General features: G+C 41.0%; 16 protein-coding genes, 1 tRNA gene and 1 pseudogene. 10 read left to right on the forward strand and 8 right to left on the reverse strand.

What is annotated here, in order from left to right:
• Positions 1-112: 112 nt before the first annotated feature.
• Positions 113-1,006 carry a LysR family transcriptional regulator gene (locus LV83_RS11940; RefSeq protein WP_111611762.1) on the reverse strand — a complete coding sequence of 298 codons (894 nt, stop codon included), beginning with the start codon at positions 1,004-1,006 and terminating at the stop codon, positions 113-115.
• A 90-nt stretch (positions 1,007-1,096) separates the two neighbouring features.
• On the opposite strand from LV83_RS11940, the gene LV83_RS11945 reads away from it, so the two are divergent.
• The 3 genes from LV83_RS11945 to LV83_RS11955 are packed head-to-tail and all read left to right on the forward strand — an operon-like array spanning position 1,097 to position 5,635.
• On the forward strand, positions 1,097-1,402 hold the full coding sequence (locus tag LV83_RS11945; protein ID WP_111611763.1) for a hypothetical protein: 306 nt from the start codon (positions 1,097-1,099) through the stop codon (positions 1,400-1,402).
• Between the two features lie 13 nt (positions 1,403-1,415).
• On the forward strand, positions 1,416-3,074 hold the full coding sequence (locus LV83_RS11950; protein WP_111611764.1) for a proton-conducting transporter transmembrane domain-containing protein: 1,659 nt from the start codon (positions 1,416-1,418) through the stop codon (positions 3,072-3,074).
• Between the two features lie 50 nt (positions 3,075-3,124).
• On the forward strand, positions 3,125-5,635 hold the full coding sequence (locus LV83_RS11955; protein ID WP_111611765.1) for a YbcC family protein: 2,511 nt from the start codon (positions 3,125-3,127) through the stop codon (positions 5,633-5,635).
• A gap of 323 nt (positions 5,636-5,958) precedes the next feature.
• Here LV83_RS11955 and LV83_RS11960 read toward each other — a convergent pair whose 3' ends face one another.
• From LV83_RS11960 to LV83_RS21620, 4 genes and pseudogenes are all read right to left on the reverse strand, one after another.
• The gene (locus LV83_RS11960) at positions 5,959-6,579 is read right to left on the reverse strand and encodes a Crp/Fnr family transcriptional regulator (RefSeq protein ID WP_111611766.1); all 621 of its coding nucleotides are present in this window, start codon (positions 6,577-6,579) and stop codon (positions 5,959-5,961) included.
• A 139-nt stretch (positions 6,580-6,718) separates the two neighbouring features.
• Positions 6,719-8,011 (reverse strand): alkaline phosphatase family protein, encoded by a 1,293-nt coding sequence (locus LV83_RS11965; protein WP_317046674.1) that lies wholly within the window; start codon positions 8,009-8,011, stop codon positions 6,719-6,721.
• A gap of 130 nt (positions 8,012-8,141) precedes the next feature.
• Positions 8,142-9,821, reverse strand: a pseudogene (locus tag LV83_RS21615) (TonB-dependent receptor); the annotation flags it as partial.
• A 12-nt stretch (positions 9,822-9,833) separates the two neighbouring features.
• Entirely contained in the window at positions 9,834-11,312 is a 1,479-nt protein-coding gene (locus tag LV83_RS21620; RefSeq protein WP_245947043.1) for a TonB-dependent receptor, read from the reverse strand.
• 392 nt (positions 11,313-11,704) lie between these two features.
• Here LV83_RS21620 and LV83_RS11975 point away from each other — a divergent pair, with 392 nt between their 5' ends.
• The 4 genes from LV83_RS11975 to LV83_RS11990 all read left to right on the forward strand — a co-directional run bounded on the left by LV83_RS11975 (position 11,705) and on the right by LV83_RS11990 (position 17,074).
• Positions 11,705-13,876, forward strand: a complete 2,172-nt coding sequence (locus tag LV83_RS11975; protein WP_111611910.1) for a glycoside hydrolase family 31 protein — start codon at positions 11,705-11,707, stop codon at positions 13,874-13,876.
• Positions 13,877-14,054: 178 nt separating this feature from the next.
• On the forward strand, positions 14,055-15,149 hold the full coding sequence (locus LV83_RS11980; protein ID WP_111611767.1) for a nickel-binding protein: 1,095 nt from the start codon (positions 14,055-14,057) through the stop codon (positions 15,147-15,149).
• A gap of 124 nt (positions 15,150-15,273) precedes the next feature.
• On the forward strand, positions 15,274-15,654 hold the full coding sequence (locus tag LV83_RS11985; RefSeq protein WP_111611768.1) for a group I truncated hemoglobin: 381 nt from the start codon (positions 15,274-15,276) through the stop codon (positions 15,652-15,654).
• A gap of 28 nt (positions 15,655-15,682) precedes the next feature.
• Positions 15,683-17,074: an FAD-binding oxidoreductase gene (locus LV83_RS11990; protein WP_111611769.1), complete on the forward strand. Its 1,392-nt coding sequence runs from the start codon at positions 15,683-15,685 to the stop codon at positions 17,072-17,074.
• A gap of 344 nt (positions 17,075-17,418) precedes the next feature.
• On the opposite strand, the gene LV83_RS11995 is transcribed toward LV83_RS11990, so the two are convergent.
• A tRNA-Ser gene (locus tag LV83_RS11995) sits at positions 17,419-17,507 on the reverse strand.
• 380 nt (positions 17,508-17,887) lie between these two features.
• On the opposite strand from LV83_RS11995, the gene LV83_RS12000 reads away from it, so the two are divergent.
• Positions 17,888-18,142, forward strand: a complete 255-nt coding sequence (locus LV83_RS12000; RefSeq protein WP_111611770.1) for a hypothetical protein — start codon at positions 17,888-17,890, stop codon at positions 18,140-18,142.
• A 57-nt stretch (positions 18,143-18,199) separates the two neighbouring features.
• Here LV83_RS12000 and LV83_RS12005 read toward each other — a convergent pair whose 3' ends face one another.
• On the reverse strand, positions 18,200-19,411 hold the full coding sequence (locus LV83_RS12005; protein ID WP_111611771.1) for an S-adenosylmethionine:tRNA ribosyltransferase-isomerase: 1,212 nt from the start codon (positions 19,409-19,411) through the stop codon (positions 18,200-18,202).
• 159 nt (positions 19,412-19,570) lie between these two features.
• Here LV83_RS12005 and LV83_RS12010 point away from each other — a divergent pair, with 159 nt between their 5' ends.
• On the forward strand, positions 19,571-20,653 hold the full coding sequence (locus LV83_RS12010) for an o-succinylbenzoate synthase (RefSeq protein ID WP_111611772.1): 1,083 nt from the start codon (positions 19,571-19,573) through the stop codon (positions 20,651-20,653).
• On the opposite strand, the gene LV83_RS12015 is transcribed toward LV83_RS12010, so the two are convergent.
• Entirely contained in the window at positions 20,650-21,789 is a 1,140-nt protein-coding gene (locus LV83_RS12015; RefSeq protein WP_158530560.1) for a lactonase family protein, read from the reverse strand. The genes LV83_RS12010 and LV83_RS12015 overlap by 4 nt on opposite strands.
• A gap of 265 nt (positions 21,790-22,054) precedes the next feature.
• Here LV83_RS12015 and LV83_RS12020 point away from each other — a divergent pair, with 265 nt between their 5' ends.
• Complete coding sequence (locus tag LV83_RS12020; RefSeq protein WP_111611774.1) at positions 22,055-24,589, forward strand: phosphoenolpyruvate carboxylase; 2,535 nt, start codon at positions 22,055-22,057, stop codon at positions 24,587-24,589.
• Positions 24,590-24,714: the final 125 nt, after the last annotated feature.

A 24,714-nucleotide genomic window follows, 5' to 3' on the forward strand; every position in this document is an offset into this window, starting at 1 on the left:
GTCAATATAATTTGAAAAAGTGAGTTTTCAGAACAAATGAGGTTGAGGCTAAAGGAAGGAGCATTCTATTTCCCAAAGGCATAAGTAAGACTGTGGCAGCAAAAATGTTATTTCAATATTCCAGATACCAATTGAAATTTTGATTAAGGATTTCCTGTTTTTCTGATTGTATAAAATCGAGAAAAGCAAGGCTCACAGGAGACATTTTTTTTCCTTTCAGCCAAATCAAACGCCATTCTGTTTTTAATGGTAGGTCTTCTTGAGTTAGAATAAATAATTGTTTGTTAATAAGTTCATTTTGAATTCCTATCAGGGGCATAATGGAATACCCGAGTCCTGCTATCACGGCTTGCTTTACAGCTTCATTTGATGTGAGTTCCATCCGTTTTCTTTGATTTACACGATGAGATTCAAAGTATTTTTCCATGGCAAGTCGTGTTGCAGAACCTTGTTCTCTGTATATCAGTGGTTTATTTTCATCTCTGACAGGTCGGTTTCCTACCAAGTAAAGTTTGTTTTCAATCAATAATTCCTCTTCAATACTTAGCTTTTCAGGAATCACCGAGACTAGTGCGAAATCAATCTCATTGTTTTTAAGGCTTTCAACGACCCGGCTTTTATTGGTAACGTCCAGTACCAAGTCAATACCCGTATTTTTTTCCATAAATCCTGACAAAAAATAAGGGATCACATATTTGCCGGTAGAGGCTGCTGATATTCGGAGTTTACCGCTCAGGATTCCTTGATAAGCTTGCGTTTTATAGTTGATATTTTCTAATTCTTGGACCACACGCTCTGCAAGTATGGCAATTTCATGGCCAAAATCTGTTACATGTAATTGCCTGCTTATGACCTCGGTAAGTGGGATTTCAAACTGATCTTGTAAGTTTTTTAATTGGATAGAAACAGCCGGTTGAGTCATAAAAAGTTCTTCTGAAGCCTTTGTGATGCTCTTTGTCTGGACCACCTTAAGAAATATCTGAAGCTGGTGTATGGTATAGTTCATAAAAATTACTTATGTATTACATAACAAATATAAATAAAAATTTATGAATGACATTTTTAAACTTTGCTTCACAAACTAAAATACAAACTAATGAACACAGCTCAACTAAAACAAAAAACTCTAACTGACACGAATCAGCAGGATCTTATTAAGGGTGAATTTTCGCCAGAAGATGCAATGGAAATTATTAACCATTTATTCTCCGAAAAAATCAACTTTCATGGAATGAGAAGCTTCAGTAATAAAGTGAGATTTGGCGAGATTGATCAGGTTTCTGAAGCGCGAATAGTGGAGTTGAAACAAAGCAATGTAGAATTAAATGAGGTGATAAAATCTGCGAAGTCCCAAGGCAAAACCTTGAAAATAGAATCAGTGGTTACGATTGAAATCATATAAATCTCATTTGACTATGAATCAAAGTTTTCTCGCTTTTGCAGTTTTATTGTCCCCTCTGGTATTCGTACTAACGGCAGTTACATCGTGGTTTCAGAATGGTATACACCCGTCACTTGTAAAAAAAGTGGCAACAGCCTCCACTGTAGTTAGCATTCTAATTGCCGCTTTAAGCGGTTTTTTTGTGGCCAATTATGGGGCTTTAGAGTCCCCGCTGATCGGAATTGATCAACTAGGGTTGAGTGTAAGATTAGATGCTTTAAGTATTTTGATGCTGGCTATGATAGCACTCATAGGTTTCGTAGTGGTCCGGTTCAGCATGAATTACTTGGATGGTGATGCGCATCATGGAGCATTTATTGGAAGACTTGCTGCGACAATCGCTTCAGTTCAGCTTCTAGTTATATCAGGAAATCTTGCCTTATTATTTGTTTCGTGGGTGCTTACCAGCATGTCACTACATAGATTGCTTGTTTTCTACAAGGACAGACCTGGAGCAATCATCGCTGCGCGGAAAAAGTACATTGTAGCCAGAATTGGAGATGCTTGCTTGCTAGCAGCGTTTACACTTCTGTATATTCAGTTTAATACAGGAAATCTGGAAGTGATCTTTCAGGAGATACAGGCAAATTTGGCTTCCGGTAGCTCTTTGCTAGCCTTAGAGGCAGTTGCAGTACTGCTGGTTTTGGCTGCACTTTTGAAATCTGCGCAATTCCCTACACATGGCTGGTTGGTTGAAGTGATGGAAACTCCCACACCGGTTTCTGCACTTCTTCACGCAGGCTTGCTGAATGCAGGTCCATTCCTAATTGTACGTATGGCATTTGTGTTGGAAGCTAGCACTTATGCTCCCTTGATTCTGATTTCTGTCGGAGGATTCACGGCTCTTTTTGCTTCAGTTGTTTTTCTCACACAAACATCTGTAAAAACAGCCTTGGGATACTCTAGCGTTGCGCATATGGGGTTCAGCTTAATGACTTGTGGCCTCGGGCTTTATCCTGCAGCGATGCTGCACTTGGTTGCTCACTCATTTTACAAGGCGCATTCTTTCCTTTCTTCAGGAAGTGTGATTGAGGTTATCAGAGCTTCAAAAGTCACTTCATCAACTAGAATCGGCAGCCCATTTAGAATTGCCTTGGGGATTCTCTTAGCATTGGGACTTTATGCCGCATTTGCCTTAGCCTGGGGAATTGATCCCCAAAAGGAATTAGCCCTACTTGCACTTGGTGCAGTGATTATAATGGGGCTTTCACGCTTATTTACCACAGCGATTGACTCCAATGGGAGCTTGAAGCTAATGAGTCAAGCGAGTCTTCTATCTGTGTTAGTTACAGCGGCTTTCTTTACACTGGAGTCTGGATCCCACTTTCTGCTTTCTTCACAAATACCTGAATTAGCAATACCAAACTTGTTGGAAATCATACTTATTTCCATCCTACTTCTTGCCTTTGGAGTGACAGTTTTCCTGCAAATAATCGCCCCAAACCTGTCAGCCAAACCATCTTACCAGGCAATGGCTATTCATTTGAAAAATGGGCTTTATGCAAATGCAATTTTTGATAGAATGGTCAGAGCTCTTTACTCTCATAAGTATGAAATCAAGTCTGTTTTAACTGCGGAATTGAGCGAGCAAAAGAATATGAGAGTCTATAGCCCTGAAAAACAACCTGCTTAGAATTGTAAACTAGTGCTACTTATATATTTATCTAAAATAATGATAATCAAATGATTAAAGATATTGAATCTGAATATAACTTATTTGAAAACCTAGAAATGAATCAAGAAGTATTACTCAATACTATGCGAGAAGCAAGTAAGAAAATAGCTCCAGTTTGGCCTTTGGAAAACTTCGTAGCTGTGAATCCTTACTTGGGCTTTACTAGCAAAAAATTCAGCAATGTGGCTCAGGAATTAGCTACGGCAGGTGCAGTTCAAATGACATTACCGGCATCATTTTACCTGGACAAACTAAATGCAGGAGAAATAATAGAGCGAGACATTGAACAGGCTCTTAGCAAAGGCGGAGCAAGGATATCTACGGATAAATTTATCAAGATTCTCAAAAAGAAGAATGAGTCAAAGGAGGTAACTAAAACGATTGCTACAGTAGCAGATCTGGCTACTGAAGTGACTAAAAAAGACTGGGAAAGATTTCTCATCGGCAGAGTCTCTCAATGGGCTGCATCTTATTTTGATAAGGGGCAAGCAATTTGGGTGGCTTCTGATCAAAAGCAGGATTTGTTTTATTCTTGGAAAACTGAGGCCCAAATTGACCGCACTCCAGAATTGATTGGGTTGAAGGGATTTAGAAAACTAGTGAAGTCATTACCAGATGATCCGATTAAAGCCACAAAAGTAGCCTTGGATATACTAGGGGTTTCTCCTGAGCAAGCTTCACTTTATTTTCACCGCCTGCTCCTAAAAGTAGGTGGATGGGCTGCTTATGCGGCTCGAGTGGATTGGGATTCTGAGCTGTATGGAGGAAAAGACGGAAAAGTTATCGAGTTTTTAGCCCTGCTCATTTGTTGGGAGGCCTGTCTGCTCGAAAGCTTGAACGAAGAAGAATTATATATAAAATGGGATGATGCAAAAGGTACATTTTCTCTGCTAAATAATCAGCCGGAATTGAATCAACATTTAGCACATAACCTGATTCTACAGGAGGCTTTTGATTTGGCAGCGCAAAGAAAAATTATCGAGAAATTCGAACTGGCTGAGCCATCAAAGAGTCAAGAATCAGAGCAGGCTAAAGCACAGGCAATATTCTGCATCGATGTACGATCCGAAGTGTTTCGAAGAAATCTCGAATTAGTTGATCACGAAATAGAAACACTTGGATTTGCTGGGTTCTTCGCTTTTCCAATAAAATATGTTCCAATAGGACATAATGAAGGAGAAGCTCAGTGTCCTGTACTGCTGAAAACTGGTCCTACAATCCTTGAAGAGCTATCTGACCCGAAGGCGTATCAACGAGCTCTTTCTGGAAGACTGCAGAATCGACAGGTTCAACAGGTTTGGAAATCCTTTAAATCAGGAGCTGTAACATGCTTCAGTTTTGTCAGTCCAATGGGGCTTTCATACCTCCCTAAAATTTTCACAGATTCATTTGGCTTAACGCGCCCCGTACCACATCCAGACCAGGAGGGAATGTCAAACAAGGATTTCAAAAATAGAACTATCAGCCTGGGAAGAAATCATCATCTAGGCGAAACGACAGGGATTCCGCTTGATCAACAAATCCAAATGGCCAAGAATGCACTTAAGGCAATGTCTCTGACTGATGATTTTGGGAGGTTTGTTCTAATCGTCGGGCATGGATCTACCACAGTAAATAATCCACATGCCACCGGCTATGACTGCGGTGCTTGCGGAGGTCACTCAGGAGAGGCAAATGCCCGCGTAGCAGCTGCAGTATTAAACAATAGGGTGGTTAGAACAGCTTTGCAATCAGAGAACATCTTCATTCCGGTAAATACAATCTTCTTGGCCTGTCTTCATGATACTACTACCGATGAAGTAAGGATATTCAATGAATATGATGTGCCAAATGATAGAAAAGAAGAGTTGCAATCTCTTCAAAAATCCTTGGTTTCAGCAGGTCATGCCGCAAGAACTGAACGGTCTCTTCGTATGACGGCTAGTAGTTCTTCGGCTATAGAAAAGATGATAATCACAAGGAGTAAAGATTGGTCACAGACCCGCCCGGAATGGGGGCTTGCCGGATGCTCTGCCTTCGTGGTTGCTCCTCGTGAAAGAACAAAAGGGATGGATATGGAGGGCAAGTCATTTTTGCACTCCTATGAATGGGAAAAGGATTCAGGGTTTTCTGTTCTTGAATTGATCATGACTGCTCCTATGGTAGTCACAAGCTGGATCAATCTTCAGTATTACGGCTCAACGGTTGATAACAAGACTTTTGGTTCTGGAAATAAAACTTTACACAACGTTACGGCTGGCTTGGGGGTACTTGAAGGTTATTCCGGCGATCTCAGGGTAGGCTTACCAATGCAGGCAGTTCACGACGGAGAGAACTACCAGCATCAACCTGAAAAACTCAATGTCATCATAGAAGCACCGATTGAGGCTATAAATTCCATCCTGAAAAAGCATAAAGGCGTGAGAGATTTAGTTGACAATGGCTGGATCTATCTGATGGTCATGAATGATGGGGGTAAAATCTCTCATAAATATGCTGGAGATTTGACTTGGGAAAGCGTAGCTCAGGTGGCGGCTTGATTTTGTGTGTCATTTCTGACAGGCTAATGGAACACAAGTCCAAAAAGTGACATCGTGGAAGTAAGTTTCAAAATGGTAGATCTTCAAAACTGTACCTTAATATATGAAGACGGAACTTACATCATATTCAATGACTCCAAACTGAAAGAACCAGATTAGTACGGTAAAAGCCTCCCGGACTATGTTTCTGTCAAGTAGCCGGAGTCTGAGGAATCTTGATTAGAAAGCCCTTCGGGGCTTTTTGTGTTAAAAGATGATGGGTTATAGCCAGAAGCTGCAGGTTTGATGTTTTTCCTCTTTAATAAAAAACGCGAAGTCTTAGTCTAAAGGGCTTTGGTCCTAGTCGAATTAGCCACGGTTTGTCTAGTAATACCGATCAAATCGCCAAGGTCCTTTTGGGTAAGAAGATCGATCAAGGCAAACTCAAACCCTTCTGCATCTGAGACCTTGATATCAAAATAGGAATTGAGAAACGTAAGTTTTTCTTTTGCTTTTTTCTCATGTAGCTTTTTAAGCTTTTTTTCAGCACTGCACCAGCGCTTAACTAGGTAGGAGATGAACCACTCGGAAACTTCTGGGTTCAAAATCACCATTTTTTTGAAAAAATCGCGGTTGTAAACACGCAAACGTGTATCTATCAATGCTTTTGAATACTCAAAAAACTGGTTGTTCAAGTATTTTAAATCCCCAAAAAAATCGGTTTTAAACAGCACATCAAAGATAAATTCCTCACCATCTTCTGTGTAGCTACCCAACTTCACTGCGCCTTCTACTATTTCATACATATAGGTATGATCCGAAGAAGGGGTGTAGATATAGTCGTTCTTTTTTACCACAATCTCTCTAACCATACCAAAGGATTGGCTAGACTGCTGGGAGGAGATGTGGTCGAAAAAATTGAAACCTTTATAAGTTTCATTATTTGGTCGTACAGGTATTGCCATATTTCGGAAGATTATCTTCTCAAAATTACCTGACTACTGTTAGCACATAGTTACTTCAATATGAAGTTTATGTACTTCATGCTCTCCTGAAGTAAAAACCGGAGAAAAACATAAATTTCTCTCCGGCTTTTGGTTTCTGTTATTTCTTTATTCCCGGGTATAATGTGCTCTCAGGTAGCTCAATGGATAAGTCTAATAGGTATTTCACTACGGATGCCACATCTACTAAGCCCATTTCCTGAATCTCAACATTCTCACGAATTCCTGCGCCCCAAGCGATAAAACCTGTCTCGATCTCATCAAAGTCCGGGAAATAGCCATGTGTTCCACCTTTGGCTGGCTTCAGTGTGTCTCCATCTGTAGAGCTGGAAAAGGAGATGCCCTGAATGGGAGCAAGTGCCAATACGGCATTTGGATCTGCGCCGACTTCGTCCAATTCTTCTCTATTCACCACTCTGAATAGCTTTTTGATGTTTTCTGGCAAATCAGCGAGGATTTTCTTTACCTGAGCGGCTGTCTGGGTGTCATTCTTATCTTTTAGATGTAGAAAAGCTGAAGCTCCGCTGGTATGGAATGCCGCTTTCCAATTACCGCGGTCGTCTTTATTTTCCATTAAACCAGCCTCTACAAGCCAAATGTTAGGACTAAGCGCGCTGTGAATGTTTACAAATCCATGATCTCCGGTGATGATAAAGGTGGTTTTGTCCAATACGCCAGCCCGCTCCGCGGCTTCCATGATTTTGCCGATAGCTCTATCGGTAGCGGCGATGGATTTATGTACCATCGGGCCATCTCTTCCTTCGCTATGCTGGAAGTGATCTGTCGCTATGAGATGAAGAGTGATGAAGTTTGGCTTGTAAGTTTCTAGAATGTAGCCAGCCATATCGCCGATTCTATCTTCCCGGTTTAGGTAGTCGCCGTTGAACGTCTTTTCATTTAGCTTCCCGAGTACGTTGAGTTCCATTTCTGCCAATAATCCCTTAGGAGTTTCCATCTCTCTCATGGGCTCTATTCTCCCATAGCCTTCCAGACTCCAAAATTCAGGGAGATTGTAATCAATAGGAGCATTGACAGATACTGGCCAAAGAAAACTGGCGCTGGTCATCCCGTCATTTCTTACCGCTTCCCACAGGGTAGGAACTTGAATCAGCTCATTTTCCCAATACCATCTGCCGGTTTGCCCCTCAGGCTCGAAAGGCGCATTGTAATAAATCCCATGCTTGTCAGGCATGGTTCCTGTGATTACGGTAGTGTGCGATGGATAAGTGACGGAAGGAAAAACTCCAGTTACGCCCAAAGATCGAGCTCCTTCCTTTGCCATGGTTTGCAAGTTTGGAGCGGGCCATTTTTCCTCTAGATAGAAATTTGGGCGAAAGCCATCAATGGAAATCAACACCACATGTTCAGCCGGTTTTGCGTTTTGCGCTAGCACAAAGTGGTTGCCTAATGCTATTGATAAAAGGATAAGGAGATTTATCTTTTTTGATAAAAAGGTAGGATACATGTTTATTCGTGTGGTTTGAAAAAGCCCGCTGTCGGATGACAGCGGACTTATTTTTTATTTAGAAAAAGATTTTGCCTGAAATCTGCATTTGGTAAGGTGTACCACCAGGCGTGGTAACTCCAACGTTTGGATTTACTTCATAGACGTAAGCTTCTTTCACAGGATCAAAATTCCGGATAGTTAAGAGGTTTTGATTGCCTAAGTTCTTGGACGTTCCCCAGTCTTTGTTGAGTAAGTTGGCTACGTTGAAAATATCCAGCCCCAGTTCAATTCCTGATTTCTTTTCACCACTGAAGTAGATTTTCTTTGCTGCCCGAATGTCCCAGTTGCCGAAATACCCATTTTCTCCACCATTTCTCACAGCTACTTTTCCTAGGCTTTCTCTGATGTAATCAGATGCTAGGTTGTCTGGATTAGCCAGTATATCGTTCATGCCTGCTGCGATAGTTTCAGACAAACCTGGGGTAGCTGGATCGAATACAAAGGCAAGATCGTTGGAGTTCACAAAGTCACCATTGACGTTACCGTTTACTCGAAGGGAGTAGCGAGTACCACCAATTCCGGAGTATCTCACGCCTACAGAGATGCCTTTCCAAGTTGGTAAAGTACCATAAAGAACTACTTTGGTTCTGTATTGACCGTTGGAATAGCTCATGTTAGAAAGATCTCTAGGATCATCCACTACCATCTGAAATAGGGTTGCACTGTTAGCGACATTACCATTGTAAGAAGTGTTGTCTTTGCTGTCATTCCAAGTGTAGCTAGCGGTGATTTGTCCGTCTTTGAAGTAGCGATAGGTTCCATCGATCACCAAGGTGTAGGTATTGTTTCTTCCTTCACTGTTTAGCTCTAGTACTCTACCGATTTGATCTGTTTTTCTTCCTTGGGTCCAATCTGCATTTCCATTGGAAGTACTGATCGTTGATGCCGGTACATAGACACCTCTTCCACCTTCTTCATCCAAGGTGAAGTAAGGTTGATCCACCATGTTTCTGTCTACATACATGTAGTTGTTTCTGGCGATTGATGCGATGAAGTTGACGCCAAGTCTTAAGCGATTGTTGAAAATTCGGTTGTACATCACATTACCTTTATAAACAGTGGGAACTTTCAAATCTTCGCTGTTCATGTTGATGGTTGTCACTGGGGTGATACCCGGTTGATTCAATAAATCTACACCTGGAGCAGTGGTAGGGTCATTTCTGTAGGAAACGAAATCAGGCATTGGTACATTTTCACCCGTGATATCTACTGCGAAAATCTTGGTGCCGTCAAATTGTAGGTTGTTTACATCTGAATAGTTGTTCAGTGCAGATCCAAAAATACCACCGCCAATTCTCAGGATGTCCTGTTGCTTTTCATTGATATCCCAGGTGAATTGAACTCTTGGCTGTACCTGAAACCCGCCTGTTTTTACATCAGTTCTCAAGCCTAACTCGTCGAATACAGTCTGATTGAAAGTAGGGCTGTTTTGGTAACCTGTGTAATCTCCTCTCAGGCCAAGTACCAAATTCATTCCTCTTCCTAAATCTGTCTCAGCCTGTGCATAGATTCCTCCTCCAAAGATGCTTTGCTCTACTGTAGGATCTTCTGTAGCGACTTCTCTGGCGTATCGGTAAGGTTGCAGGTTTTCAAAGTTGTCCAATCCTGTGAAATAGAATCGGCCATTGAACTCACTAGTTGCTAGTGAATTAAGGTTGTTCAGCAAGAAGTCTATCCCAAAAGTGAAATCTGTTCTGCCTTTGGTATATTATAGGTTGTTGACCAGTTGATACACATTGGACTCGAATCTTTCTGGAAGGTAGCGCTGCCCACCCAGTTGGATGGTGGTATTTACATTTCTTCCATCTACCTCAGACTCCACCCGTTGAACGATCGCTCTTGGGATATTACTGCTTGGAAGTTGCGCGTTTGGACTTCCGTCATCAAGTGTGTATAGGTATTGGAGCTTCAGTTCGTTGGTTAGCTTATTGCTGATCTCAGTTCGTAGAGATGCCATCAAGCTATTGGCAGTAGAAAGGTGGTCGCCATAGACTTCGTAGAGGTTAATTGAACTGTTGTCAGATACGCCTTGGCTATTTAGATCACGGGAAAAGTTGTTTCGGATCGTCAACAAGTTGGACTTGTTAATCTGATAGTCAATTCTAGCAAAGGCGGTATGTGAGTACCTTTTCTTATCAAAACTACCTGTCTGAGGGCTTTCTGCTACTCCATATTCATTTCTTGCAATTTGTAAATATCGGTCTAGAGACTCTTGAGAAAGGTTGTATCTGTTCTCATCTTCCGGTGTTCTGATGTCAGCGATATAAAGTGGTCTCGCATCGCGCTGCCCATCATAGGCAAGGAAAAAATGAAGCTTGTCCTTGATAATCGGACCTCCCAGGGTAAATCCATATTGCTGTATGGCAAACTCATCTTCCCGCACATTGCCTCGGGTGTCATACTTGCTGCTCAGCCAATCTGCTCTGTTGAATAGGAAGGCAGATCCATGTACCGTGTTAGTTCCCGTTTTAGTTACTGCGCTGATAATTCCGCCGCCACTTCTACCGTTAGTCACGTCGTAGTCGTTGGTAGACACCTCAAATTCCCGGATAGCTTCCATAGAGATGGAAAAAGGACCTCTGTTGGTCGATCCGCTGGAAAGTGGGCTTCTATTCGTCATACCATCTATCGTATAGTTGGTAGAAGAATAAAGCTGGCCGAGGAGGTTGCTGCCATTAGAAACTGGAGAAAGGTCAACCAAGCTGTTGAAGTTTCTGCCATTAACAGGAAGGGTCGCCATATCTTTCGCAGTGACGGCAGTAGAGCTACCGAAGCGATCAATGCTGTTGGATAGAGAATTGGCAACTACGCTTACTTCACTGAGGGATTGAGCTTCCTCGCTGAGAACGATGTCCAGTTTGATACGATCTCCTTGGCTGACCGCATATCCAGTAAATACCTTCGTGCCATAGCCCATATACGTACAGGTTACCGAGTAATCGTTGGCTAAAGGAAGCTGGTTTACCGTGTAGTTACCTGTAAGGTTAGTGATGGCAGAAGCCGTAAAGCCAGTAAGCTCGTTTTTGATGAGCAAAGCAGCTCCAATGAGTGGCTCCCCGTTTTCATCCTTTACCTGTCCGGAAATGGAAGCATTGGTCGCCTGCGAATAAGTTTGGGTTTTGAACCCAAAGAATAGGAAAAGAAATAGGATTCCTACCTGATAATGGGTAAAAGTTTTTGACCTCATAGTGTTTGGATAATGGTTTAATTTGAGGCAAAACTAGATTTCAGAAGGTGGTAGAAATGTTAAAAATTAACATGCGAGGCATCATTAACAATAATATAAACTGGGAAATATTGAGCTAATATGTCTGCATCCAACCTAGGTCCGATTCGAGGGAAAATGAAAAACTAATTCCGGAAATAAATAATTTTAATGCGATGCAAAGCTCCTTTTTCTGCCTAGAATCACTTAACTCAAGGAGTTATTTGAAGGGCTGATAGAGGAGCTATTTGATCTCTATATTCACTTTATCGCATAAACTGCCTGATGATGTCAGTGTCCTTATTTTCTTATTTAACTTGTAGCTTACTATCTGCCAGAAGGTTGAAAAATATAGTTTCTAATTAACAATGATCATGGACCCAAAATCAAGCCCCTGTCTTTTAAAGTTCAACGTATTGCTATTTCTTCTCATACTTGTCTGTAGGCATGGATACGCGCAGAACACCTTGATTTCTGAGATGGAAGAATTAAAATGGGAGAAAGTAATGCCGGGCATCTGGAAGGCAAGTTTTGGTGAAAAGGGGTTAAATCCCATGGATTATACCAATTCTCCGAAGGTTGGTGCTATCGAAGCCTTGGGCGATTCTCCTTTCCCGTTTGCCAAGGATGCCAGTCGCAGCCTACTTACTCCAGATCGAGCAAGTATACGATTGCCACTGAATGAATCAGAGCAAATCTATGGCTTAGGTTTAGAGTTCGAAGGGATAAACAGACGAAGTAATGCTTATACACTCAAAGTAGATCATTACGGTGGAATCAAAGGGTACACGCATGCGCCGGTTCCCTTTTATATTTCAAGTGAAGGGTACGGGGTATTGATTAATTCCTCGAAACGTGTAAAAATCCATGTAGGAGTGGGTAATCGAAAGGACAGTAATATACCTGAACCCATCGACCGGACAACAGGTAAAAACTGGGCAGCCCGGCCTTTGTCCGATGCGGTGGAAGCAAGCGTAGAAGGAAATGGAATGGAAATATTTGTTTTTACCGGACAGACAACTCTTGAGGTTGTTCAACGGTATAACCTGTTTTTTGGAGGCGGCGTCATCCCTCCAAAATGGGGTTTGGGTTTTTGGCATCGAATGCATACCAAAAGCAGTGACCAGGACGTGTTGAAGGAAATTGAGGATTTTGAAGAACATGATTTCCCCTTGGATGTAATAGGACTAGAGCCAGGCTGGCAAAGTTTTGCTTATCCTTGTTCATTTGATTGGGATACCACACGCTTTCCCAACCCTGAAAACTTTGTCCGGACACTTGATCAAAAAGGGATAAAAGTAAATCTCTGGGAGAATCCATATGTAGCGCCGGTTTCGACCATGTACAAGGATATCAGTCCTTATACGGGAAGTCATACTGTTTGGCTTGGAGAGGTTCCTGATTTCACCATTCCTGAAGCACAACAAGTGCTGTTGAATCACCACAAAAAGAATCATTTAGCTATTGGAGTGAGCGGGTACAAATTTGACGAGGTGGATGGCTATGATGTATGGCTATGGCCCGATCATGCCACATTTCCTTCAGGAAATGATGCAGTAGAAATCAGACAACTCTATGGCATGATGATGATGGATATATTTGGTCGTTATTTTAAGGAGCAAAATCAGCGAACCTATAGTCTGATCAGATCTGCCTATATAGGTGCTAGCAGTCATAATTTTGTGCTTTATAGTGATTATTATGATCACAAGGGTTACGTGACAGCATTGGCTAATTCCTCACTGGCAGGGCTTTTATGGACTCCTGAAATCCGAAATGCTGATTCGGCTGAGGAATGGATTCGACGTTTTCAATCAGTCAGTTTTTCTCCACTGATGATGCTTAATGCCTGGTCATCTGGTAAGAAGCCCTGGAGCTTCCCTGAAGTAACAGATATGGTTAGAAATACAATAGAGCTTAGAATGAAGCTTTTACCCTATCTCTATTCTGCCTTTTATGAGTACAATCAAAAGGGTATTCCACCTTTCAGAGCGATGGTGTTGGAGAATGGATATGAAGCCCAGGAAACCATGGCTGGAGGTAAGTTGGATGATGCGAAAAACCCATACGCAGAGCAAAAAAGATTGGAAGTTACCGATCAATACATGATGGGACCCTCCATACTGGTAGCACCTGTATTTACTGGGCAGAAGGAGCGTAGTATTGTTCTTCCTGAAGGAAGGTGGTTCGATTTCTATACCGGAGATTATGTTGGGAATGGGGAAACGATTACCATACAGACCAAACTAGAAGAAATACCACTTTTTGTGAAAGATGGAGGGATTATTCCTATGCTCAACTCAGTAGATAAGAATTCGAATGATCAATCGCTGGAAGTCAGGATTTATGGCTCAAAGGAAAACACCTACTTATTATACAATGATGATGGGATCAGCTATGACTTTGAGGGTGGTGAATATTCACTTTCAGAACTCAAATCGAACCTCACTCAGGAAGGGCAATTGAAGGGTAGTTTTGAGGAGTTGAAAAACGGAAATTATTCCTATGGAAATATTAACTGGAGCTGGATGACAAACCCGAATTAGAAATAGGGACTGTTAAAGTAAAATGGTGTTCTTTTGAAAAGTTGGGGATTTCAGAAAAGTTAGCTTTTGGATTACCTCTATACTTTCCCTGTTTTCTATAGGATAAATTAGTTATTACATAACTATCAAAATTAAGTAAATTACATGTAAGCCATTGTTAAAAGTTAATACTGCTACTATGCCAATATACATGGACAGACATGATGTTTCGGAATCTGTTACAGCAGAACATGTTGCGCAATTGCACAAAGAAGACCTGAAAATTCAGGATACTTTTGGCTGTAGAGGGTTGACCTATTGGTTTGATGATAAAAGGAAGACTGCATTTTGTCTGGTTGAGGCACCAAATGAACAGGCAATAAGGGCTATGCACGACAAAGCGCACGGTCAGATACCACATAGCATCATAGAAGTGGATGCAGGAGTAGTAGAGTCATTCTTAGGAAGAATAGAAGACCCGAAAAAAAATCAAGAAGGCATTTCTGAAAGTATTGATGACCCTGCATTCAGAACAATCATGGTCATTGCGAAAGTACCATCCTTTTCAGGGTATAGTACTTTTTATCAGATAGATGAATCATTTACAGCATATTTCGAAGCAATCCGACATGTTATCAAAGCTAATGATGGCAGAGTAGTGAGAGAATCTAAAGATCTATTTATTGTTTCCTTTGAATCAGTATCAAGAGCTGTGGCTGCATCTCTGGAAATAAATTCAGCGTGTCAGGAGTTACACATTGATTCATTTTCTTCAAAAATTGGGCTGAGTGCCGGTGTGCCAGTCACAGAAAAGAAATCAATTTTTGAGGATACTATAAATTTGGCAGATCGGATTTGTGCAATGATACCCGGTGATATTATTGTCTCGGCAGAAGTGGCTGAGCTTGCTCTTAGCGAAAACATAAATGCATTTAACAATACTCAGAACTTCGTGATTTTGAAGTCTCAGGAAGAAAATCTGATCACCCAGCTAATGGATTTTATAGATTCATCCTGGAGTGATTCCAATTTGAAAGTAGATGATTTCAGCAAACCGGCCGGACTAAGTAAATCCCAGCTTTACCGAAAATTAAAAACTCTCACCGGTAAATCACCCAATACTTTTTTAAAAGACTACCGCTTAAAGAAAGCGCTCGCCTTGCTCAATAAAAATAGTGGCAATGTTTCAGAAATTGCTTTCGAAACTGGTTTTTCCAGTCCTTCTTATTTTTCAAAATGCTTTCATAAAAAATACGGGCATTCTCCATCTGAATATTTACCAGCCAACGCCTAATTCGTTTTTTAGCCGGTAAAGTATCAGTTGAACCAAGATTACATGTCTTTGAATTAAATGTGACAGGCTTTGGTAGTGCTAGCTTATACATTTGAGTTTATTAATAACTTTTAAATAAACTATTATGAGCGTTAGCAAAAGTCTATTTGAAAACCTTGGAGGTACTGCTGGCATCACTGCCATTGTGGATGATGTGGTAGAGGCACACATGAATAACCCTGCAATCAGTGCACGGTTTTTACCTTATAAAGATCAGCCAGAACGCCTGGCTGTCATCAAGAAACACACGGTTGATTTTTTTAGTGCAGGAAGTGGTGGACCGGTCACCTATACCGGAAGAGATATGCCCACAGCACATAAGGAAATGAATATCACTTCAGCAGAATACCAACACACGGTGGACGATATTATGTATGTTTTAAACAAACATAACATAGATGAACAATCGCAGGTCAATGTACAGGCCATATTAAGTTCATTAAAAGATTCGATTGTGGGTAAATAGTTAGTGTCAACCATTTAAAAGTGAAATTATGACAACCGTAATAAAAGATCTGGATGTTGCTCTTATTGAAAAATTGGCAACTCAGCTGAGGGGAACAATACTATTGCCTGCCGACAAGGCTTACGATGATGCCCGCAAAGTTTATAATGGCATGATAGATAAACATCCAGGAATGATTGTAAAATGTGTGGATGTTGCGGATGTCATGCATGCTGTAAATTTTGGTAGAGACAATAATTTATTGGTTGCAGTCCGGGGCGGAGGACATAATGGTGGAGGGTTGGGACTATGTGAGGAGGGTTTGGTGATAGATCTTTCTGGTATCAAATTCGTTTTGGTGAACCAAAAGAATAAAACTGTGAAAGTTGGAGGTGGAAACCTTTGGGGTGAAGTAGATCACGCTACGCATCCATTTGGATTGGCAGTGCCTGCTGGAATTATATCTACTACAGGAGTAGGTGGGTTGACACTAGGAGGAGGAGTTGGCTATTTATCTAGAAAGTACGGGCTCACCATTGATAATCTTTTGGAGGCAGAAATGGTGCTAGCCGACGGTTCGTTTGTTACGGTCAATGCAAATGAAAATACAGATCTGTTTTGGGCCATCCGGGGAGGTGGGGGGAATTTTGGAATAGTAACTTCCTTTACCTTCCAGGCGCATTCAATCACGAATGTATATGGTGGACCCACTCTGTGGCCAATAGAGAAAACTCAGGAGATTATGGCATGGTACAACAAATTCATTCAGGATGCCCCAGACGAATTGAATGGATTTATTGCTACCATGATAATACCTGGACCTCCATTCCCTGAAGCACTGCATCACAAACAATTTTGTGGTATAGTGTGGTGTTACCTAGGAGATGAGAAAAAAGCGGAAGAAGTATTCAAGCCAATAATGGATCTCAATCCAATATTTGCTCATGTGGGCTCAATGCCTTATCCTGCAATACAAACCCTATTTGACGGGTTGTTACCCCCGGGGCTACAGTGGTACTGGAGAGCAGATTTTTTTGATGATTTGAGTGCAGAAGCCAGTGAAAAACACTTGGAGTTCGGCTCAAAAATACCAACTCCGCTATCCCAAATGCACATGTACCCCATTAGTGGTGCGGCAGGCCGCGTTGCCAAGGATGCAACACCATGGGCTTACAGAGATGCCAAATATGCAGGGGTAATAGTTGGCGTAGATCCCGATCCTGCCAATGCTGAAAAAATTACTACTTGGTGCAAAGATTACTGGAATGCACTTCACCCTTATTCTTCAGGTGGAGCTTACTTGAATTTTATCATGGATGAAGGAGAGGAGCGGGTAAAAACAAGCTATAAAGACAACTATGCCCGGCTTTCAAAAATCAAGAGGCAATACGATCCTGAAAACTTGTTTAGAGTAAATCAGAATATTAAACCTGCTATATAAAAATACCTTAATAAATTCTGTTTTCCAGTTTATGGGCATATCCCGAAGGAATTAGGGAAGAAGGATAGGAGGGCAGTACAAGGCCTTTACAAGTCTTCCAGCGGAAAAATTTAGACTTGAGCCAGGTAGGAGGTGCAGTAAATTCTACCCTGTACCATGCACATTGCGACTACATTGATGGGGCGGGATAACATTTATGTTGATAATTTGAAAACCCTTGGAATTCTGAAAAAACAAAGAGTTCAAATGGATTTCACTAAAACCAAAATATAATCCAACTCGCTACTGAATCTAAAAACAAAACCCTAACTATCAATATTTCAGATAGTTAGGGTTTGTAGTAGTAGAGAGTGGGGGATTCGAACCCCCGGTACGCTTTGACACGTACGACAGTTTAGCAAACTGCTGGTTTAAGCCACTCACCCAACTCTCTAAATGTATTTTTTCTAGATTAGAATTATCAAACTGCTGTCCCGATAACTATCGGGATAAGCACTCACCCAACTCTCTAGATATTTTACTTGGCTTATTTGTTGATTTACAAAATCATTCGTTCAATGAAATTTTGGAACTTTGGTCGATTCCTCTCCCAGCTCCATCTTGTAAATCGATGCAAATATAAGTCAATTGATCAGAATTTAACAAGCCATTAACGGATAGGATTTCAATGATTAATTCTTTTCGCCTAATGGTCTGAATATCAAATAAAATAATTTGACAATTACTTCCGCCAAAACTGAAAAATACCCTGCATAGGGTATTGATTTAATATTTCTCTAGGCTAGCTTTGTTTATCATTAAAAAGCCAACTACATGATAATCCAAACAGCTTCTGCAAATTTCATTATTGAGAAAAGTGAATCGAAAAACGGATGTGTATCTGTTCGTTCAAATTCTCAGGATGAGCTAAATCGATTTTTTGGTTCATTAGAAATCACCATCACCGAAGATTTATTTTATGCGTATGAAGTTCTTTCCTGTAAGCAGGAATTTGCAAATGCGATGATTCTAATGGTAAAAGAAATTGACTATTCTGAATTTTCAGAATTCAGTTTGCAAATGGCTTAATGATTACATTTTGATCTATACCGGGTAAATAGCTAGAAAATTTTTGTGTTGACTGACTTAATCTATCCAAAGCAAGCTACTATCACCATAGCTAAGGAATCTATAATTATTAGCTAAAGCTTCAGTGTATACTCGCTTCCACTCATTTCCTAGTATAGTTGCAATGAGTAGGATAAGGGTAGAGCCAGGCTGATGGAAATTGGTAATTAGTCCTTTGACAATCTTGAATTTGTATCCGGGGAAAATGAATATCTCTGTGCTACCCATTATAGTTTGAAAACCTTTTTCTTCCATTAAAGCAAGAATAGCTTCGAAGGACTTTTGAGGCGAAGGCAAACTATCCCTATTTTCATAAGGAAAAAGCTTCTGGATTTTTAGTTCTTCACCTTTGCCTTCAATCAATTTCACTCCATACCAATACAAGCTTTCCAGCGTGCGGACTGAGGTGGTTCCTACTGTCACCACACTTCCTAGCTGACTTAGGACCATTTCTATGGTTTTCCTATTTACATGGATTTGCTCGCTATGCATCGGGTGCTCGGTGACTTGTGTTGCTTTAATAGGTTGAAACGTGCCTGCACTCACATGTAGCGTTACTTGAGCCTCCTTGATTCCTTTCGACTTTAGTTGCAAGAAAATCTCCGGCGTGAAATGTAGCCCAGCTGTTGGAGCAGCCACAGCACCTTCTTTTTCAGAATAAACTGTCTGATATCTAGATTTGTCTTCCTCTATAGGCTTTCTATTCAAATAAGGTGGAAGAGGTACTTCGCCGCTAGCCTCTACCACATCTACAAATGCTACTTCAGCTTTATCCCACGAAAACTCAACTTGGCGAGTTTCTCTGTCGATTAGTTTGGCTTGCAAGGTTATAGTTCCGCCTTCAAAAGGGATTTGACCTTTTAGCACTTCGTTATCCTTCCACTTTTTAGCATTCCCGATCATCGTTTCCCAGATCACCGGATGCTTAGCAAGCATAATCTCTGGAATTACTGTTGTTGGTGCAAGTGGTTGCAGAAGGAAAATTTCAATTTTTGCTCCCGTTTCCCGCTGAAAAATCAATCGCGCAGGGATAACTTTGGTGTCATTGTAAACTAGAAGTGTTTCTGCGGGAAGCAACTCCGGAAGATTACTAAAATTCAAGTGGGAAATCTGCCCATTTCTGTAGTGCAAAAGTTTCGAAGAGTCTCGTCTGGACAAAGGGAATTTTGCGATCTTTTCCTCAGGTAACGTATATTCGTAAGCTTTTAAATCAATTTCTGGGATCTGCATAACTAGGTGTTCTTCGGCCCGCAAATATAAGCCAAGTCAATTCATCTGTGTATATTTTGTTTTTCAAAGGTCAGATGGAATGCCCTAAATAAAAACCCCTTGATTGAGAAAGGTTCTCGATAGAGCATTTCACGTACCTTCCAAATCATCTACAAAACCATGTCTGAGTCCTCCAAAATTTCCTTTGAATACCTGAAAAGAACTCTTGTGTTTAAATTCGACGCAGGAACTTCAAGAGGTGTTTTGAAGACAAAGAATGTTTTTTGGATCAAAGCTTTTCACGTAAATACCCCACAAGTTGTAGGCTGGGGTGAAGCTGCACCCTTAGTGAACTTAAGTTTAGATGATAGACCGGACTTTGAGGAAGTGCTCCAATCGACATTAAAACAAATCTCTCAGGTGAGCTGGAAGAAGGATGATTTGAGTATTTTAGATCAACTAGCTAACCTTATTCCTTTCGACCTTCCAAGTATTCGTTTTGGGTTGGAAACTGCGATTCTTGATCTGAAGAATGGTGGGAAAAAGAAGATTCTTGGAAAGGATTTTCATAAAGGGAAAAAGGCCATCCCAATCAACGGGTTGATCTGGATGGGAAAGAAAGACTTTATGCTGGATCAAATCAAGGAAAAGCTTGAGCAAGGATTTGATTGCATCAAAATGAAAATTGGAGCTATTGATTTTCAGCAGGAATTGGATCTGCTTTCTTATATCAGAGAGCGCTTTTCAAAAAATCAGATAACCCTACGCGTAGATGCAAATGGAGCATTTTCAGCAACAGATGCATTGTCAAAACTAAAGGAATTGGCCAATTATGACTTGCATAGCATTGAGCAACCAATCTCAGCTGGAAATTGGGATACAATGAAACAACTTTGCGAAGCAACTCCGCTGCCTATCGCCCTAGATGAGGAACTGATTGGTGTGAAAAATAAGGCTGGACTCCTAGATGCAATTCAGCCTCAGCATATCATCTTAAAACCAACTTTGCTTGGTGGAATTCTAGAAACCAAAGAATGGATATCCCACGCTGAGGACCGTAATATTGGCTGGTGGATGACATCAGCACTAGAAAGTAACATCGGCCTAAATGCTATCTCCCAGCTTGCGGACGAGTTGGATGCATCAATTCCCCAAGGTTTGGGCACTGGCAAATTATACCAGAATAATCTTGATTCCCCCCTGGAAATCAAAGAAGGTCAGATACACTACAGTTCACAGATTCCTTGGGAACAACCTTCCTAGTCTTCAAGTCTGAATAGATAAACAGGGCTATGGACGCTTACTTTCCAATCTGTCTGCGTGAGCATTCCAGTTTCGACATCTCTTTCAAAAACAATGATGTCATCACTTGCTTGATGTGCAGCGAGAAGATATTTCCCATCAGAAGTGAGATTGAAATTTCTTGGCATGATCCCTCCGGAAGAAATCTGCTGAGTGAATTCATATTCTCCTGAAGTATTTTTGCTGATCACTGAGATTGTATTTGCATCCCCTCGGTTTGAGACATAAATGTTTTTTCCGTCAGGAGAAAGCCGAACCTCTGCAGCTCCAACACCACCAGTAAAACCTTCTGATAGTAAAGAGATTCTTTGCTTTGGGCTGATGTTTCCTTCATCAAAACTTAAGATTTCCAAGGCTGCCGCCATCTCTTGGACCAACATGATTTCTTTGCCATCTGCAGAAAATACCAAGTGCCTAGGCCCATCCCCAGGAGTTACTTTATAGGTGTTGTTTAAAGTCAAAGGCTTGGGAGAATTTGCATCAAAATCATAAACGTATACCTCATCAGTTCCTAGGTCTGCCACTAGAAGGTACTTGCCATCTGGGCTAAAAACTGTGCTGTGTACATGAGGAGAGCTTTGCCTTCCTTTATTGACACTGCTTCCTTTGTGCTGTATTGTCTGCAGATGGGTGAGCGCTGCGTTTTCACTGATTTTATAAGCACTTAAACTTCCGCCACTGTAATTGGCTACTGTTAGATAGTCTTCTTCGGGAGAAAGAGCTAGATAGCAGGGATGGTCTCCAAAACTTGGTAACTCACTCAATTTGGTAAGTTTATCTGTTTGAATAGAACGATCCAAACTGATAATGTTTCCGCCAGGAACGTTGCTTATTTCTTCTAAAGTGTAGACTTTATCACCTGATGAATTTGCCAGTACAAAGGAAGGATTTTGAATCCCTGGATAGATTGTTCTGATTTCTAATTTATTTTCCGAAGGAGTAAAATCAAGTTGATTGAGTCCCTGAGTCTCTTCATCAGTATATGTGCCAACCAAAAAAGTATAAGTAGTAGGAGTGGTGTTCATTTCTGTTGATTTTTCTGGAGAGCAGGCAAAAGTTGCAGCTAAGATTCCCGCAAGGAAAAGGTTTTTATTCATGTGTTTAAAACTTCTTATCATTGGTCACAGCAAATCGTGTATAGTAAATAATTATTCCAATTTGTAACTTAAGACTCATGTTCGATTTCAGAATAGAAAGGTATTGAATTATCTCAACTCCTGAAATTATAATATTGGTGTAAAAACACTTGTTTATTTGAAAAAAAGGAAGAAAATGAGATTATTTATTAATGAATAGTTAATAGTTATTTCAGTTTTTAGAATTTTTACTAATTTGCTTAACCATTAAAACGGAAGATGTATAATGTATAAAACCTATGATACCCAAGTAGCCAAGCGCTTCACCATTTACAACAGTTTGTTTTTAGATCTTCCCTTCAATGACATCTACCGCACCGGAACTTTACTTCCGATTTTAGGCACAGCATGTCAGGATGGTTTCCAAAAGGGATTGACTCCCAAGGAAATTATTGCAGGGTTTTTCGATGAATTGATGCCAGAATCTACACCTGAGCAGCAATCCGACTTGCTTTTCCAGATGATTCAGTATGTGGAGCGACAAGTCGTTTTGTTTGACTCGATTGAGGATGCTGCGTATGAGAAAATCCATGACCTAAAAGGAAAAGGAACGGTCAAAGCTTTGATAGACCGTACGGATAATGACAATAAGCGGACAGAGCTAATTGAAAAGTTGAAGACATTCTCGGTTAGGCTCACGCTGACGGCTCACCCTACACAATTTTATCCTGGTAATGTCCTAGCGATCATCACCGATCTGGAAAATGCTATCCGCACCGATGATCTCGGTAAAATAAATTCACTTTTGCAGCAATTAGGGAAAACAGGATTTACCAAGCGCGAAAAACCTACCCCTTACGATGAAGCAGTTAGCTTGATCTGGTTCCTTGAAAACATATTCTACGAGAGCATTTCGGACATCATGGTTCGCTTACTCGGATCCTTGGATATCCCACTTCACGATTGGGAAAACCCAGGCTTGCTCAAAGTCGGTTTTTGGCCAGGAGGAGACCGTGATGGCAATCCATTTGTCACGCATACCATCACAAAACAAGTGGCGGCACGCTTGAAAAAGTGGGTGCTAAAGTGTTATTACAAAGACGTGCGGAAGGTTCGTAGAAGGTTGACCTTTAAGCATGTAGAAGAGATATTAATCAACATTGAGCGTGGTCTTTACTCCACGTTGTTTGAGAATAATCCGGTTTATCAAACCAAAGATCAGTTGCTGGCAGATTTGCTGTCTGCCCGGGAAGGTTTGATCAAATACCATGAAGGGTTGTTCCTTGCAGAATTGGATCAGTTTATTCTTAAAGTTAAAATTTTTGGATTCCACTTTGCTTGCATGGATATGCGTCAGGATAGCCGTAAGCATGACACTTTGATTGAAGAGATTTTCCAACTGCAGGGCAAAGAACTTAAGGGAACTGAAGATGAGCAGATTGCTCATATTATGAGCCTAACCGAGCTTCCTGAAATTGCTTCATTCCAAGATCCGTTTAATCGGGAGATGCTGGAGTCTATGGGGGTAATTGATTCTATCCAGCAGGAAAGCGGAGAGGAGATCATGAACCGATACATTATCTCCAATTGTCAATCTCGTAAGCATTTGCTGGAAGTTTTTAAACTGAATCAATTGTGTCTGGGCAAAGACAAGGAAAATATGCCATTGGATATTGTGCCATTATTTGAGACGATTGATGATTTGGCGGAAGCGCCGGGAATCATGAGCAGTCTTTATAACATGCCTGAGTATAAAAAGCATTTGGCATTCAGAGGTAATAAACAGACAATCATGCTTGGCTTCTCTGACGGGACTAAGGATGGTGGATATCTTCAGGCTAACTGGTCCATTTTGAGAGCAAAAGAGGAGATGACCAGAGTATCTAGAGAGAATGGAATCGAAGTTGTGTTTTTCGACGGTAGAGGTGGACCTCCTGCACGAGGTGGTGGAAATATGCATAATTTCTATGCTTCCCTAGGTGAGAAGGTGGAGAACTCTGAGATTCAGGTTACGATCCAAGGTCAGACGATTTCTGCGAACTACGGCAAGCAAGCTTCTTGTACCTATAACTTTGAGCAATTGCTCAGTGCAGGGCTGGAAAATCACTTATATGGTGGTGCTGACAAGAATCTAAATACAGAACAGCGTGCTTTGATCGACGAGTTAGCTGGCGAGGCTTATGAGTCCTATAAAAAATTCAAGAGTCATCCGAAGTTCGTTCCATACCTAGAGTATGTGACTCCGCTAAAGTATTTCGGAATGACCAATATTGGCTCCAGACCATTAAAAAGAGGCAAGGGCGAAGGTTTGAAATTTGAAGACCTTCGTGCTATTCCTTTCGTAGGTTCATGGGCGCAAATGAAGCAGAATATTCCTGGTTTCTATGGGGTAGGAGCTGCAGTTGAAGTATTGGAAAAGAAAGGGAAGCTGGGTGATTTGAAAGAACTATATAATAACAGTCTTTTCTTCAGAGCACTTCTTGGGAATTCGATGCAGTCGCTGACCAAGTGTTTCTATCCGGCTACTGCTTATTTGAAGCAGGATGAGAACTATGGGGAATTCTGGGAGATCATGTATGATGAATACTTACGATCTATAGAAAAGCTCAAAGAAGTGTCTTCCATGGACGAATTGATGGGAGATAATAAAGTGATCAAAAAGTCAATTGAAATTCGTGAACGTATTGTTTTGCCACTCATTACTGTGCAGCAATATGCGATTCAGAAAATCCTAGAAACCGGTAAAACCACGGAAGTGCTTCAGAAATTGATTTTGAGAAGTATGTTTGGGATCATCAATGCGGCTAGAAACGCTGCATAAGTTTCACTCACTTTAATATAAAAGCCCTTTTGAATTTTATTTCAATTGGGCTTTTTTAATTTTAACCACAGTGTTCACAGAGGTTTACGCTGTGGGCAAGGTTTATTTTTTCAATCTTTGAGATT

It is taken from the genome of Algoriphagus yeomjeoni, from assembly GCF_003259505.1.
GTDB classification, from domain to species: Bacteria; Bacteroidota; Bacteroidia; order Cytophagales; family Cyclobacteriaceae; genus Algoriphagus; species Algoriphagus yeomjeoni.

What these genes read in the sequence shown, in the direction of transcription:
- LV83_RS11940 (WP_111611762.1), bottom strand. Translation starts at nt 1,006, where the DNA reads ATGAACTATACCATACACCAGCTTCAGATATTTCTTAAGGTGGTCCAG.
- LV83_RS11945 (WP_111611763.1), top strand. Translation starts at nt 1,097, where the DNA reads ATGAACACAGCTCAACTAAAACAAAAAACTCTAACTGACACGAATCAG.
- LV83_RS11950 (WP_111611764.1), top strand. Translation starts at nt 1,416, where the DNA reads ATGAATCAAAGTTTTCTCGCTTTTGCAGTTTTATTGTCCCCTCTGGTA.
- LV83_RS11955 (WP_111611765.1), top strand. Translation starts at nt 3,125, where the DNA reads ATGATTAAAGATATTGAATCTGAATATAACTTATTTGAAAACCTAGAA.
- LV83_RS11960 (WP_111611766.1), bottom strand. Translation starts at nt 6,579, where the DNA reads ATGGCAATACCTGTACGACCAAATAATGAAACTTATAAAGGTTTCAAT.
- LV83_RS21620 (WP_245947043.1), bottom strand. Translation starts at nt 11,312, where the DNA reads ATGAGGTCAAAAACTTTTACCCATTATCAGGTAGGAATCCTATTTCTT.
- LV83_RS11975 (WP_111611910.1), top strand. Translation starts at nt 11,705, where the DNA reads ATGGACCCAAAATCAAGCCCCTGTCTTTTAAAGTTCAACGTATTGCTA.
- LV83_RS11980 (WP_111611767.1), top strand. Translation starts at nt 14,055, where the DNA reads ATGCCAATATACATGGACAGACATGATGTTTCGGAATCTGTTACAGCA.
- LV83_RS11985 (WP_111611768.1), top strand. Translation starts at nt 15,274, where the DNA reads ATGAGCGTTAGCAAAAGTCTATTTGAAAACCTTGGAGGTACTGCTGGC.
- LV83_RS11990 (WP_111611769.1), top strand. Translation starts at nt 15,683, where the DNA reads ATGACAACCGTAATAAAAGATCTGGATGTTGCTCTTATTGAAAAATTG.
- LV83_RS12000 (WP_111611770.1), top strand. Translation starts at nt 17,888, where the DNA reads ATGATAATCCAAACAGCTTCTGCAAATTTCATTATTGAGAAAAGTGAA.
- LV83_RS12005 (WP_111611771.1), bottom strand. Translation starts at nt 19,411, where the DNA reads ATGCAGATCCCAGAAATTGATTTAAAAGCTTACGAATATACGTTACCT.
- LV83_RS12010 (WP_111611772.1), top strand. Translation starts at nt 19,571, where the DNA reads ATGTCTGAGTCCTCCAAAATTTCCTTTGAATACCTGAAAAGAACTCTT.
- LV83_RS12015 (WP_158530560.1), bottom strand. Translation starts at nt 21,789, where the DNA reads ATGAATAAAAACCTTTTCCTTGCGGGAATCTTAGCTGCAACTTTTGCC.
- LV83_RS12020 (WP_111611774.1), top strand. Translation starts at nt 22,055, where the DNA reads ATGTATAAAACCTATGATACCCAAGTAGCCAAGCGCTTCACCATTTAC.